At 65.6% G+C, this 14,989-nt stretch carries 8 protein-coding genes; all 8 read left to right on the top strand.

All coding sequences use genetic code 11. The annotated features are described in order from the left end of the window. Positions 1 to 303: 303 nt before the first annotated feature. The 8 genes from CAG41_RS16895 to CAG41_RS16860 all read left to right on the top strand — a co-directional run bounded on the left by CAG41_RS16895 (position 304) and on the right by CAG41_RS16860 (position 14,961). Positions 304 to 1,767: a serralysin family metalloprotease gene (locus CAG41_RS16895; protein WP_085583143.1), complete on the top strand. Its 1,464-nt coding sequence runs from the start codon at positions 304 to 306 to the stop codon at positions 1,765 to 1,767. 93 nt (positions 1,768 to 1,860) lie between these two features. Beyond that, positions 1,861 to 2,289, top strand: a complete 429-nt coding sequence (locus tag CAG41_RS16890) for an AprI/Inh family metalloprotease inhibitor (protein WP_170930051.1) — start codon at positions 1,861 to 1,863, stop codon at positions 2,287 to 2,289. A gap of 204 nt (positions 2,290 to 2,493) precedes the next feature. Then, entirely contained in the window at positions 2,494 to 4,269 is a 1,776-nt protein-coding gene (locus CAG41_RS16885; protein WP_085707231.1) for a type I secretion system permease/ATPase, read from the top strand. Further along, positions 4,266 to 5,615, top strand: coding sequence for an HlyD family type I secretion periplasmic adaptor subunit (locus CAG41_RS16880; protein WP_085583137.1), 1,350 nt, complete (start codon positions 4,266 to 4,268; stop codon positions 5,613 to 5,615). The genes CAG41_RS16885 and CAG41_RS16880 overlap by 4 nt, the downstream gene beginning before the upstream one ends. Positions 5,616 to 5,629: 14 nt before the next feature. Further along, positions 5,630 to 6,988, top strand: a complete 1,359-nt coding sequence (locus CAG41_RS16875; protein WP_256576742.1) for a TolC family outer membrane protein — start codon at positions 5,630 to 5,632, stop codon at positions 6,986 to 6,988. A 73-nt stretch (positions 6,989 to 7,061) separates the two neighbouring features. Continuing rightward, positions 7,062 to 10,013: an autotransporter serine protease gene (locus CAG41_RS16870; RefSeq protein ID WP_085707230.1), complete on the top strand. Its 2,952-nt coding sequence runs from the start codon at positions 7,062 to 7,064 to the stop codon at positions 10,011 to 10,013. A 139-nt stretch (positions 10,014 to 10,152) separates the two neighbouring features. After that, positions 10,153 to 13,239: an autotransporter serine protease gene (locus CAG41_RS16865; RefSeq protein ID WP_085583131.1), complete on the top strand. Its 3,087-nt coding sequence runs from the start codon at positions 10,153 to 10,155 to the stop codon at positions 13,237 to 13,239. Positions 13,240 to 13,272: 33 nt separating this feature from the next. Continuing rightward, a complete protein-coding gene (locus CAG41_RS16860; RefSeq protein ID WP_085707229.1) occupies positions 13,273 to 14,961 on the top strand; it encodes a polyurethanase in 1,689 nt (562 codons plus the stop codon). The last annotated feature ends 28 nt before the right edge of the window (positions 14,962 to 14,989 follow it).

Here is a 14,989-nt window from a genome sequence, read left to right as displayed (position 1 = left end):
TAAAGTGCAGGAAAGTGAGACGCCTTCGGCAAAAAACAATTAACCCCTATTTAATATTTAAATAAGAAATCGTCAGACAATTCGGCAAATTCACCAAAGTTCAAACAATTGTCCAACAGCACATGCTTTGTTTACGGGAGCTTTGCGGAAAAGTTCGTTTTGAGTTCGAAAAAACGCTAGACGTTCGATTTCAAATTGTGTCAGGTTGCGAATGCCTTCATTGGGCGAGTGATAGGACAATCTCGCCAGAGGTTGTCGCTATCTGACAAAAACTGTTCCATTGCTAAACAAGGAAGTGTGTTTATGTCGAAAGTAAAAGCTAACGCTATTGATACGGCCGAACAGGCATTCCAGCTGTCGGCGGCAAACCCCCTGGCGGCGTCCAGCACCGCCTGGAACCAGATCAATAGCTTCAGCCATCAGTACGATCGTGGCGGCAACCTCACGGTCAATGGCAAACCCTCCTATTCCGTCGACCAGGCCGCCGATTACATCCTGCGCGACGGGGCTGCCTACAAAGACTTGGACGGCAGCGGCAAGATCGAACTCACCTACACGTTCCTGACCTCGGCATCGTCCAGCACGATGTACAAGCACGGGATCAGCGGGTTCAGTCAGTTCAGCGCCCAACAGAAAGCCCAGGCCGTGCTCGCCATGCAATCCTGGGCCGACGTGGCCAACGTCACCTTCACCGAGAAAGCCTCGGGCGGTGATGGCCACATGACCTTCGGCAACTACAGCGGCGGCCAGGACGGCGCGGCGGCGTTCGCCTATCTGCCGGGCACCGGCGCCGGCTACGACGGCACTTCGTGGTACTTGATCAACAGCGGCTACCAGCAGAACAAGAACCCGGACCTGAACAACTACGGCCGTCAGACCCTGACCCACGAGATCGGTCACACCCTGGGCCTGGCCCACCCCGGCGACTACAACGCCGGCAACGGCAACCCGACCTACAATGACGCCCACTACGGTCAAGACACCCGTGGCTACAGCGTCATGAGCTACTGGAGCGAAAGCAACACCAGCCAGAACTTCAGCAAGGGTGGGGTGGAAGCCTATTCGTCCGGTCCGCTGATGGATGACATCGCAGCGATCCAGAAGCTGTACGGCGCCAACATGACTACCCGTACCGGCGACACCACCTACGGCTTCAACTCCAACGCCGGGCGCGATTTCCTCAGCGCCACGTCGTCGGCCGACAAGCTGGTGTTCTCGGTGTGGGACGCAGGCGGCAAGGACACCTTCGACTTCTCGGGCTTCACCCAGAACCAGAAGATCAACCTCAATGAAGCGTCGTTCTCCGACGTGGGCGGCCTGGTGGGCAACGTGTCCATCGCCAAGGGCGTCACCATCGAGAACGCCATCGGCGGTTCGGGCAACGACCTGCTGATCGGCAACAGTGTGTCCAACGAGCTCAAGGGCGGTGCCGGCAACGACATCCTCTACGGAGCCGGCGGCGCCGACAAGCTGTGGGGCGGGGCAGGTGCGGACATCTTCGTGTTCGGCGCCAGCACCGACTCCAAGCCGGGCGCGGCCGACCAGATCCTGGACTTCACCTCGGGCCTGGACAAGATCGACCTGACCGGCATCACCAAAGGCGCCGGCCTGCACTTCGTCAGCGCCTTCACCGGTGCGGCGGGTGACGCGATCCTGACCACCTCGGGCGGCAACAGCACCCTGCAAGTGGACTTCTCCGGGCACGGCGTAGCGGACTTCCTGGTCAGCACCGTCGGCGTCGCGGCTGTCACCGACATCGCAGCGTGATGTGAAACGGGAAAGCGGCGCACGGTGCGCCGCTTTCTTCACTTGCATCGCCTCGCCCTGTGGGCAAGGCTACACGCCGGAGCGAAATGTCCCATGACCCGTAGCGCAATTTCCCGCAAGGCAGTGGCTTGGCTGTTGCCGACGCTGATGATGATTTCTGGAGAGACACCCATGGCAAGCAGCCTCAGACTCGAAGAACCTTCGACGTTCGCCGGCCCGTGGCAGGCGACCTTGAGCGACCGCAGCGACGCGCCGGATGCCCAGGCCCTGCAAGACAAGCCGTCGAACACCTGCGTCATCGAGCTTGAGCCGGACCAAACCCTGGGCAAAGGCGCCGACTGCCTGAGCGCCTGGCTGCAGGACAGCGCCATCGGCTGGTTTCCCGACCCCGACGGCCTGTCGATCACCGGCAAGGAAGGCTCAAGAATCCAGTTCTTCAGCCGACAACGTGATGGGCTTTATCTGAGCACTTTGAAGTCGGGCCTGGTGATCACGCTGGTGCGCGCCGCAGCGCAACCGTGACGGCCGTCCGAACGAACAGTTTGAATATAAATGACCTCGATGCAGTTATAAGCATTGCCTTGATAGCGACAACGCCGGTTAAACATCGCGAAAGTTGTTATTGAAGTGTAAGCGGACACTTGCAGAGTATCTCCCGGGCCATGCACGGGTTGTTTAATAAAGACTCGCCAAAGAATGGCGGGGAATATCATTCGGGAATTATCAATGAAGATGGCGAAGGCCCCAGCCACCGCACCGTTATTCAAGGCACTGGGTGACTACAAGGGCATTCTGATCAGCGTCGGTTGCTTTACCGCACTGATCAACGTGCTGATGCTGGTGCCCTCCATATATATGCTGCAGGTCTACGACCGGGTGCTGTCTTCGCAAAACGAAACCACCCTGGCGATGCTGTCGCTGATGGTGGTCGGTTTCTTCGCCTTCATCGGCCTGCTGGAGGTGGTGCGCAGCTTCATCGTGATCCGCATCGGCAGCCAGATGGAGCGCCGCTTCAACCTGCGGGTCTACCAGGCCGCGTTCGAGCGCAACCTGTTCAAGGGCGAAGGCAACGCCGGTCAGTCGCTGAACGACCTGACCCATATCCGCCAATTCGTCACGGGGCCGGCGCTGTTCGCGTTCTTCGATGCGCCGTGGTTCCCGGTCTATCTGTTTGTGATCTACCTGTTCAATGTCTGGCTGGGCGTGCTCGCCACCGCCGGTGCGGTGCTGCTGATCGCCCTGGCGTGCCTGAACGAATACATGACCAAGAAGCCGTTGGGCGAGGCCTCCGGGTTTTCGCAGAAGTCCAGCCAACTGGCCACCAGCCATCTGCACAACGCCGAAACCATCCAGGCCATGGGCATGCTCGGCGCGCTGCGCAAGCGCTGGTTCCAGGTGCATTCGCGGTTCCTCGGCCTGCAGAACCAGGCCAGCGACACCGGCGCGGTCATCTCGTCCCTGAGCAAGACGCTGCGCCTGTGCCTGCAATCGCTGGTGCTGGGGCTGGGCGCCTTGCTGGTGATCAAGGGCGACATGACCGCCGGGATGATGATCGCCGGATCGATTCTGATGGGCCGGGTGCTGAGCCCGATCGATCAGTTGATCGCCGTGTGGAAACAGTGGAGCGGGGCGAAGCTGGCGTACCGTCGCCTGGACTCGCTGCTGCAGGCGTTCCCGCCCAGCGACGACAACATGGCGCTGCCGGCGCCCAAGGGGCAGATCAGTTTCGAACAGGTCAGCGCCGGCCCGCCGGGCCAGCGGATGCCTACCTTGCACATGGTCAACTTCAGCCTCGCGGCCGGTGAAGTGCTGGGCGTGCTGGGGGCTTCGGGCTCCGGCAAATCGACCCTGGCGCGGGTGCTGGTCGGCGTCTGGCCGGCCCTGGGCGGCACCGTGCGCCTGGACGGCGCCGACATCCACCGCTGGAACCGCGACCAGCTCGGGCCGTACATCGGCTACCTGCCCCAGGACATCGAGCTGTTCAGCGGCACCGTGGCCGAAAACATCGCCCGCTTCAGCGACGCCGACCCGCAGAAGGTCGTGGCCGCCGCCCAGCAGGCCGGCGTGCACGAGATGATCCTGCGCCTGCCCAAAGGCTACGACACCCCGCTGGGCGAGGACGGCAGCGGCCTGTCCGGCGGCCAGAAGCAGCGCGTGGCCCTGGCCCGCGCCATGTACGGCACCCCGAGCCTGGTGGTGCTGGACGAGCCGAACTCCAACCTCGACACCGTCGGCGAGGCCGCGCTGGCCAGCGCCATCGCCCAGCTCAAGGCCCAGGGCACCAGCGTGATTCTGGTCACCCACCGTTCTTCGGTGCTGGCCCAGGCCGACAAGCTGCTGGTGCTCAACGACGGGCGCCTGCAGGCGTTCGGCCCGAGCCAGGACGTGCTGCGGGCGCTGTCCGGCAATCAGGAACAACCACGTGAGAAGACTGCGCAGGCACCGGCCGGGCTCAGCATGAGCCGGCAGTATCAGCCGACGACAAGGAATTCGGGTGTATGAGCAGTGCAAGCATGAACACAACCAACGAAGCGTCGCTGGAAAACGACTACACCCGCGAGCGTCCGGAGCGCGACGCGAAGTTCTTCGCCCGGATGGGCTGGATCCTCGCGCTGGCCGGCGCCGGCAGTTTCTTCACCTGGGCGGCCCTGGCGCCGCTGGACCAAGGCATTCCCGTGCAGGGCACCGTGGTGGTGTCGGGCAAGCGCAAGGCCGTGCAGTCGATGAGCGCCGGCGTGGTCAGCCGCATCCTGGTGCGTGAAGGCCAAAGCGTGAAGCAGGGCCAGCCGCTGTTCCGCCTCGACCAGACCCAGGTCGCCGCCGACGTGCAGTCGCTCCAGGCCCAGTACCGCATGGCGTGGGCCAGCCTGGCGCGCTGGCAGGCCGAGCGCGACAACCTCAAGCAGGTGACGTTCCCGGCCGAACTGAGCAACGATCCGGATCCGCGCCTGGCGCTGGTGCTCGAAGGCCAGCGTCAGCTGTTCAGCAGCCGCCGCGAGGCGTATTCCCGCGAGCAGGCCGCGCTGCGCGCCAGCATCGAAGGCGCCAGTGCGCAACTGGCCGGCATGCGCCGCGCCCGCACGGACCTCAACGCCCAGGCCGATTCGCTCCAACAGCAGTTGAGCAACCTGCAACCGCTGGCGGACAACGGCTACATCCCGCGCAACCGCGTACTCGAATACCAGCGTCAGCTGTCGCAAGTGCAGCAGCAACTGGCGGAGAACACCGGCGAAAGCGGGCGGGTGGAGCAGGGCATCCTCGAATCGCGCCTGAAACTGCAGCAGCACGGCGAGGAATACCAGAAAGAAGTGCGCAGCCAACTGGCCGACGCCCAGCTCAAGAGCGTCACCCTGTCCGAGCAGTTGACCTCCGCCGGCTTCGATTTGCAGCACAGCGAGATCCTGGCCACCTCCGACGGCGTGGCGGTCAACCTCGGCGTGCACACCGAAGGCGCCGTGGTGCGCCAGGGCGAGACCTTGCTTGAGATCGTTCCGCAAGGCACCAGCCTGGAAGTGGAAGGCCACCTGCCGATCAACCTGATCGACAAGGTCGGCACCCACTTGCCGGTGGACATCCTGTTCACCGCGTTCAACCAGAGCAAGACCCCACGGGTGCCGGGCGAGGTCAGCCTGATTTCCGCCGACCAGATGGTCGACGAGAAGACCGGCGCGCCCTATTACGTGATTCGCAGCAGCGTCAGCGACCAGGCCATGGAGAAACTCAACGGTCTGGTGATCAAGCCCGGCATGCCGGCGGAAATGTTCGTGCGCACCGGCGAGCGTTCACTCCTCAACTACCTGTTCAAACCGCTGCTCGATCGGGCCGGCTCCGCGTTGACCGAAGAATAAGGATGTTCGGCTGTATGAATAAGCTTTCCATGCTGGCGGCAGCGTTCGCGCTGCTCGCAGGCAACAGTGCGGTGGCGGCCGTGGGGCCGTTCGAGATCTACGAACAAGCGTTGCGCAACGACCCGGTGTTCCTCGGCGCGATCAAGGAGCGCGACGCCGGCCTTGAGAACCGCGCCATCGGCCGCGCGGGGCTGTTGCCCAAGCTCGGCTACACCTACAACAAGGGCCACAACGACTCCAAGGCCACTCAGCTCAACAGTCGCGGCAACATCACCGAAGACCGCAAGTACAACAGCTACGGCTCCAGCCTGACCCTGCAACAGCCGCTGCTTGACTACGAGGCCTACGCCGCCTACCGCAAGGGCGTGGCGCAGTCGCTGTTCGCCGACGAAAACTTTCGCGGCAAGAGCCAGGAGCTGTTGGTGCGGGTGCTGGACAACTACACCAAGGCCCTGTTCGCCCAGGATCAGATCGACATCGCGCAGGCCAAGAAAAAGGCCTACGAGCAGCAGTTCCAGCAGAACGAGCATCTGTTCAAGTCAGGCGAGGGCACCCGCACCGACATCCTGGAAGCTGAATCGCGCTACGAGCTGGCCACCGCCGAAGAGATCGAGGCGCGCGACGAACAGGACGCGGCGCTGCGGGAGCTCGGCGCCCTGACCGGCGTGCCGGCCATCGACATCGGCGACCTGGCGCCGCTGGACCAGAACTTCCAGACGTTCACCCTGCAACCGGCCAACTACGACACCTGGCACGAGCTGGCGATCAGCAACAACCCGAACCTGGCCTCACAGCGCCAGGCCGTGGAAGTCGCACGCTACGAAGTGGAGCGCAACCGCGCCGGGCACCTGCCCAAGGTCAGCGCCTACGCGTCGATGCGCCAGAACGAATCGGAAAGCGGCAACACCTACAACCAGCGCTACGAGACCAACACCATCGGTTTTGAAGTGAGCGTGCCGCTGTACGCCGGCGGCGGGGTCTCGGCCTCGACCCGTCAGGCCAGCCGCAACATGGAGCGGGCCGAATACGAACTGGACGGCAAGACCCGCGAGACCCTGATCGAGCTGCGCCGCCAGTTCAGCGCCTGCCTGTCCGGCGTGAGCAAGCTGCGCGCCTATCAGAAGGCGCTGACGTCGGCCGAAGCGCTGGTGGTGTCGACCAAGCAGAGCATCCTCGGCGGCGAACGCACCAACCTGGACGCGCTGAACGCCGAACAACAACTGTTTACCACCCGCCGCGACCTGGCGCAGGCACGCTACGACTACCTGATGGCCTGGACCAAGCTGCACTACTACGCAGGCACCTTGAGCGAGCAGGATCTGGCCCGGGTGGACGAAGCCTTCGGACAAGGTCCCAAAGGCCGGATGAATTGATGGCGGCCTTCACCATAGGGGTAGGTGAAGGGATTGCAGCACTAAAACAACAATAGAAAAACGAGTGGTGAACATGGACGTACACTTCAAGCCGGCAGCGGTCGGCACCCTGTTGCTCGCGATTTCCGTGGCGCAGGCCCAGGCGCAGTACCTCGAAACCGGCAAGGCCGGCGATCCGGCCAGTTGGCGCAGCGCCGAGTTCCTGCGCGACTGGGGCCTGGGCCGCATGCAGGCCGACCAGGCGTATGCCGCCGGCATCACCGGCAAAGGCGTGAAGATCGGCGCCCTGGATTCGGGTTTCGATGCGCCCCATCCCGAGTTCTCCACGGACCGTTACCGCCCGGTGCTGGCCAACGGCAGCTACCTGGACGGCTCGCCGTTCAGCGTCAACGGCACGCTCAACCCCAACAACGACTCTCACGGCACCCACGTGGTCGGCACCATGGGCGCGGCCCGGGACGGCAACGGCATGCACGGGGTGGCGTACAACGCGCAGATCTACGTCGGCAACACCAACAAGAACGACAGCTTCCTGTTCGGCCCCAATCCCGACCCGCGCTACTTCAAGGCGGTGTACGACGCCCTGGCCGATGCCGGCGTGCGGGCGATCAACAACAGTTGGGGCAGCCAGCCGCCGGACGTCAGCTACCGCACCCTGGCCGACCTGCACGCGGCCTACGCCCAGCACTGGAACAAAGGCACTTGGCTCGATGCCGCCGCCGACGTGTCGCGGCGCGGCGTGATCAACGTGTTCAGCGCCGGCAACAGCGGTTACCCGAACGCCAGCGTGCGTTCGGCGCTGCCGTACTTCCAGCCGGACCTGGAAGGCCACTGGCTGGCGGTCTCGGGGCTGGACCAAGGCAACCAGCAAAAGTACAACCAGTGCGGCATCGCCAAGTACTGGTGCATCACCACGCCAGGGGCGAAGATCGACAGCACCATTCCTGACGGCGGCTATGCGGTCAAGTCCGGCACCTCGATGGCCGCCCCCCATGCCACGGGGGCGCTGGCGCTGGTGATGGAGCGCTACCCGTACATGACCAACCGCCAGGCGCTGGAGGTGCTGCTGACCACCGCCACGCAACTGGACGGCTCCGTCACAGAGGCGCCGACCACCCAGGTCGGCTGGGGCGTGGCGGATCTCGCCCGGGCGATGCGCGGGCCGGGCCAGTTGCTCGGGGCCTTCGACGCGAATCTTTCGCCAGGGCAGCGGGACGTGTGGAGCAACGACATCTCCGACAAGGCGCTGATCCAGCGTCAGAACGAAGACCTCGCCGAACGCGCCGCCTGGCAGCAGACCCTGCAGAGCCGCGGCTGGCAGAGCGGCCTTCCGGCGGGCAGCAGCCAGCAGGACCAGACCGACTACGCGGTCGGCAGCCTTCGCGATGCCGCCGCGGCAGGCCGGGTGTATGAAGGCAGCCTGACCAAAAGCGGCGCAGGGCAACTGGTGCTCAGCGGCAACAACAGCTATCGCGGCGCGACCACGGTCAACGGCGGCCTGCTGACGGTCAACGGTTCGCTGACATCGGCGGTCACCGTCAACGACGGCGGCAGCCTCGGCGGTTCCGGACGGATCGGCGCACTGACCGCCAACCGCGGCGGGCGGGTGGCGCCGGGCAACTCCATCGGCACCTTGAACGTGGCCGGCGACGTGACCTTCGCCCCCGGCTCGACCTATGCGGTGGAACTGTCGCCGACCGCCAGCGACCGCATCGTCGCCGGCGGCAGCGCCTCGGTGAGCGGCGCCACCGTCAGCCTGTCGCTGGAGAACAGCCCGACGCTGCTCAGCACCGTCGAGGCGAAAAGCCTGCTGGGTCGTTCCTACGACATCCTGCAAGCGGCGGGCGGCATTCAGGGGCAGTTCGCGGCGGTGGTGCCGGATTACCTGTTCATCGGTGGCAACCTGAGCTACGCCGGCAACGGCGTTCAGCTCGATGTGCAGCGCAACGCGACGTCCTTCGCCAGCGTCGGGCAAACCCCCAACCAGCGTGCCGTGGCCGGTGCCGCAGAAGCGCTGGGAGCGGGCAACGCCGTCTACGAAAGCCTGTTGCTATCGGCGACGGCGGCTTCGGCGCAGCAGGCGTTCCAGCAACTGAGCGGGGAAATCCATGCGGCCCTGGGCTCGATGCTGATCAACGACAGCCGTCAGTTGCGCGATGCCGTCGGCGAGCGGCTGCGCGACCCGCAGGCTGCGCAGGGCAACGGCTGGGTCAAGGCCCTGGGCGCCTGGGGCACCACGGACTCGACGCACGACACCGCCGGCTACAGCACCTCGCTCGGCGGCCTGCTGGCGGGCGTCGACGGGGCCTTGGACGAGCAGACCCGCATCGGCCTGGTCACCGGCTACAGCGACAGCTCGTTGAGCATGGGCTCCGGCACGCACGCGTCGGCCAAGGTCGACAGCTATCACTTGGGCGTCTACGCCGGCCGCGAGATCGAGGCCTGGCGCCTGAGCGCGGGGGCCGCCTACAGCTGGCACCGCGCCGACGTGAAGCGCGATCTGCAGTACGGCGACCTCAGCGCCAAGCAAAAGGCCAAGGTCGATGCCGCCACGACACAGGTGTTCGGCGAAGCGGCGTACCGGCTGGACGTGCAGCCGTTGGCGCTGGAACCGTTCGCCCACCTGGCCTGGGTGCATCTGGACAGCGACGGGTTCAAAGAGAAGGGCGACGCCGCCGCGCTCAAGGGCGGCGATGACCGCCGCGACGCGGTGCTCGGCACCCTCGGCGTGCGGGCGGGCAAGACGTTCGCCCTGCCGGCCGGCCAGGCCCTGGACGTCAGCGGCAAGCTCGGCTGGCAGCACAGCCTCAGCGACATCGAGTCGGAACGGCACCTGCGTTTCGCCAGCGGCACTGCGCCGTACACGGTCGAGAGTTCGCCGCTGGTGCGCGACGCCGCCGTGGTGGGCGTGCAGGCCAGCCTGGCGCTGAGTCGCGATGTGCGGGTGAACCTGGATTACGCCGGCCAGTTGGCCAGCCGCGAGAAGAGCCATGGGGTGGGCCTGAGCCTGAACTGGCAGTTTTGAAGGTGGGGAGGGGGCTGCGGCCGCGCCTCTTTGACGACGGCCGTGCCGTCGGGCGGGCGCCGGATCCCTCGCCACAGGGAGTTCCTCGATGCGTCGAGGAAAAAGGATTTTGTGCAACATCACTAAGGAAGGTCGCTGGATGAAAAACAACAACACCCCCGCGCAATCGGGTGGACGCTTTCGCCTGAAAACCCTCAACGGCGCGCTGCTCTGCGCGCTCGCCACCTGGGGCAACGCCCAGGCGGCGCCCTACGTGGAGAACGGCCGGGCCGGGGACCCGGCCAGCTGGCGCAGCGCCGAGTTCCAGGCCGACTGGGGCCTGGGCGCCATCGGCGCGGACTATGCCTACGCCGCCGGGTACTCCGGCAAAGGCGTGAAACTGGGGATCTTCGACCAGCCGGTGTACGCCGCGCACCCGGAGTTCTCCGGCGCGAACAAGGTCGTCACCCTGGTGACCCGCGGCATCCGCGAGTACACCGACCCCTACATTCCGGTCAAGGCAGGCGATGCGTTTGTCTATGACGGCTCGCCTTCGGTGGGCTCCAACGGCAAGCTCGGCGCCCACGGCACCCACGTCGGCGGCATCGCCGCCGGCAGCCGCGACGGCGGGGTGATGCACGGCGTGGCGTTCGGCGCGCAGATCATCAGTGCCGACAACGGCGACCCGGGCCCGGAAGACGGTATCGTGCGCGGCAACGACGGCGCCGTGTACAAGGCCGGCTGGGATGCCCTGATCGCCAGCGGTGCGCGGATCATCAACAACAGCTGGGGGATCGGCATCACCGACCGTTTCGACCTCGGCGGCCGCGACCCGGCGTATCCGCACTTCACCGTCAACGACGCGCAACTGCAGTTCAACGAGATCCGCCAGCTGATGGGCACCAAGCCCGGCGGCGCCTACGACGGCGCCATCGCGGCGGCGCGCAGCGGGATCGTGACGATCTTCGCCGCCGGCAACGACTACAACCTGAACAACCCCGACGCCATCGCCGGCCTCGGTTACTTCGTGCCGGACATCGCGCCCAACTGGATGACCGTCGCGGCCTTGCAGAAGAACCCGGATCAGGGCAGCCCGATTCCGTACACCCTCAGCACCTTTTCCTCGCGCTGCGGCTACACCGCGAGCTTCTGCGTGTCGGCCCCCGGCACCCGGATCTACAGCTCGATCATCGAAGGCACCAACGCCGACAACCTGACCACCGGCTACGCCAACTACAACGGTACGTCGATGGCCGCGCCCCATGCCGCCGGCTCCGTGGCGGTGCTGATGGAGCGCTTCCCGTACATGACCGGCGCGGAAGTCGCCAGCGTGCTGCGCACCACCGCGACCGACCTGGGCGCACCGGGCATCGACGCCCTGTACGGCTGGGGCATGATCAACCTGCGCAAGGCCATCGACGGCCCGGCGATGTTCGTCACCGCCCAGGACATCCCGGCGGAGTTCCGCGTCGACGGCGCCTACGGCAACGGCCAGTTCGTCGCTGACCTGCCGGGCATCGGCGCGGTGCTGGACGCCGGCAAACCGACCCAGCGGCTGTGCACCGACATCACCTGCGGGCTCGATGTGTGGCGCAACGACATTTCCGGCCACGGCGGCTTGACCAAGCAAGGCCTCGGCACCCTGGTGCTGGCCGGCGCCAACACCTACGCAGGCCCGACCCTGGTGAACCAGGGACGCCTGGCGATCAACGGCTCGCTGACCTCGGCGGTCACCGTCAACGACAGCGGCATCCTGGGCGGCAACGGCCGGATCGGTGCCCTGAGCGTGAAACGCGGCGGCACCGTGGCGCCGGGCAACTCCATCGGCACCCTGAACGTGGCCGGTGACGTGACCTTCGAGCCGGGCTCGACCTACGCGGTGGAGGTCTCGCCCACCAGCAGCGACCAGATCGTCGCCAGCGGCAAGGCGATCATCGACGGTGCCACGGTCAGCCTGTCCCTGGAGAACAGCCCGACCCTGCTGACCAGCGCCCAGGTCAAATCCCTGCTCGGCACCCGCTACGACATCCTGCAGGCGGCCGGCGGCATCGAAGGGCGCTTCGGCCAGGTGTTGCCGAACTATGCGTTCCTCGGCGGCATCCTCGACTACTCGACCGGCGGGATCGGGCTGACCGTCGCGCGCAACGGCGCATCGTTCGCCAGCGTCGGCGCGACCCCGAACCAGCGTGCCGTCGGCGCCGCCGCCGAAGCCCTCGGTGCGGGCAACGCACTGTACGAAACCCTGCTGCTGTCGGCCACCCCGGCGGACGCGCAACAGGCCTTCCAGCAACTGACCGGCGAGATCCACCCGGCCATCGGCACGCTGCTGATCAACGACAGCCGCCACCTGCGCGATGCTGTGGGCGAACGTCTGCGCGAACGTGACATGTTCGACGCCGGCGCCCCCACCGACGACCGCAGCAACGCCTGGTTCAAAGTGCTCGGCGCCTGGGGCAAGAGTGACGGCGGGCATGACTACGCCGACTCCACCAGCTCCATCGGCGGGCTGCTGCTGGGTGTCGACGGTCTGGTCGCTGAAAATACCCGTCTGGGCTTCGTGACCGGTTACAGCGACAGCTCGCTGAGCATGGGCGAGGGCACGCACTCGTCGGCCAAGGTCGACAGCTACCACCTGGGCGCCTACCTGGGGCATCAGATGGACGCGTGGCGCCTGACCGTGGGCGGCGCGTACGGCTGGCACCGCATCGACGTCAAGCGTGACCTGGCGTTCGGCGACGTCAGCGGCAAGCAGAAGGTCAAGCGCGACGCCACCACCGCACAGCTGTTCACCGAAGCGGCCTACGACCTGGGCCTGAAACCGATGAACCTGGAGCCGTTCGTCAACCTGGCCTACGTGCACCTGAACAGCGACAGCTTCACCGAGAAGGGTGACGCGGCGGCGCTCAAGGGCGGCGAAGACAACCGCGACGCGGTGCTCTCGACCCTCGGCGTACGGGCCAAGCGCACGTTTGCCCTGACCGACAAGCAGCAACTGGAACTGGGCGCGAGCCTGGGCTGGCAGCACAACCTGAGCGGCGTGGACTCGAAGGAGCACCTGGCCTTCGCCAACGGCAACAGCGCGTTCACCGTGCAGAGCGTGTCGATGGACCGCGATGCCGCCGTGGTCGGCGTGCGCGCCGGGCTGGCCGTGGGCAGCGCGGCCCGTGTGAGCCTGGATTACAACGGACTGATCGGCGAGCGGGAAAAGGACCACGGCGTGGGCCTGACCCTCGACTGGGCATTCTGAGACGCTGTTTTTTGATGGAAGAGAGAGTGCGACATGGGAGTGTTTGACTATAAGAATGCCGACGGCAAAGCGTTGTACAGCGATGCCATCGCATTGACGCTGTATGCCTACACGCCGACCGGCAAACCGCTGCCGGCCACCGGCTGGGCGCCGGTCACCGCCAAGGCGTTGGGGTACCAGGGCAAGGTCGGCGCGCAGGGCACGTTCTTCGGCGAGAAGGACGGGTTCACCAGCGCCGAGGCCGAGGTGCTCGGCAAGTACGACGCCGCCGGCAAGCTGATCGGCATCGGCGTGGCCTTCCGGGGCACCGGCGGGCTGGGCTACAGCGACACCTTCGGCGACATGAAGAACAACCTGCTGGCGGCGATCGGTCCGGTGGACTACGCGACCAACTACGCCAAGAACGCCTTCGACAACCTGCTCAAGGCGGTGGCGGCGTTCGCCGCCGCCAACGGCATCGCGGCCAAGGACGTACTGTTCAGCGGCCACAGCCTGGGCGGGTTGGGCGTCAACAGCGTGGCCGAGCTGAGCGCAAGCAACTGGGGCGGGTTCTTCAAGGACGCGAACTACATTTCGTTCGCCTCGCCGACCCAGAGCAGCACCGGCAACAACGTGTTGAACATCGGGTTCGAGAATGACCCGGTGTTCCGGGTGCTGGACGGCACCACGTTCAGCAGCGCCTCGCTGGGCAAGCATGACGCGCCGCACGACTCGACCACCGACAACATCGTCAACTTCAACGACCAGTACGCGTCCACCGCGCAGAACCTGGTGCCGTTCAGCATCCTCAATCCGCTGAACTGGTCGGCCCACGGCTCGCTGGGGTACGCCGACGGCCTGAACCGGGTGATCGGCTCATCGTTCTACAACCTCACCGGCAAGGACTCGACCATCATCGTCTCCAACCTGGAAGAGGCCTCCCGGGGCAAGACCTGGGTGGAGGACCTGGGCCGCAGCGGCGAGCCGCACAGCGGCAGCACGTTCATCATCGGCACCGACAGCAACGATTGGCTCAAGGGCGGGGCGGGCAACGACTTCCTCGAAGGCCGCGCCGGCGACGACCGGTTCCGTGACGACGGCGGGTTCAACATCCTGCTCGGCGGCCAGGGCCACAACACCTTCGAGCTGCAGAAGCCGCTGCAGAACTTCAGCTTCGCCAACGACGGCGACGGCACGCTGTATGTGCGCGACGCCTACGGCGGCATCAGCCTGACCCGCGACATCGGGGCGCTGGTGAGCAAGGAGTCGGGCTCGTGGTGGGGCAGCAAGGAAATCACCTGGACCGTCACCGCCAAAGGCCTGAGCAACGGCAGCGAACTGACCCAGTACAACCATTCGCTCAGCGGCGACGGCTACGGCAATGCGTTGCACGCCACCGCCGACGGCGACTGGCTGTTCGGCCTGGGCGGTGACGACCGGCTGATCAGCGACAAGGGTCATGTGACCTTCGTCGGCGGCGCCGGCAACGACGTGATGACAGCGATGGGGGGCAACAACACCTTCCTGTTCAGCGGCGCGTTCGGCTTCGACACGATCAACGGCTACCAGGGCGGCGACAAACTGGTGTTCATGGGCGTTCAGGGCGCGGGGCAGGGCTACGACTACAAGCAGCATGCGTCGCAGTCCGGTGGCGATACCGTGCTGAAGATTGGCGACTATGCCGTGACTCTTGTTGGGGTTGGAGTCGGTAATCTGTCGGATTCGAGTTTCGTGTTCGCGTAAAAGGCATGTGGGAGCGGGTTCGCCCGCT

The sequence above is a fragment of the Pseudomonas sp. B35(2017) genome (genome assembly GCF_002113645.1).
Classification (GTDB): domain Bacteria; phylum Pseudomonadota; class Gammaproteobacteria; order Pseudomonadales; family Pseudomonadaceae; genus Aquipseudomonas; species Aquipseudomonas ekonensis.
This window is presented reverse-complemented; position numbering and strand designations above follow the sequence as displayed.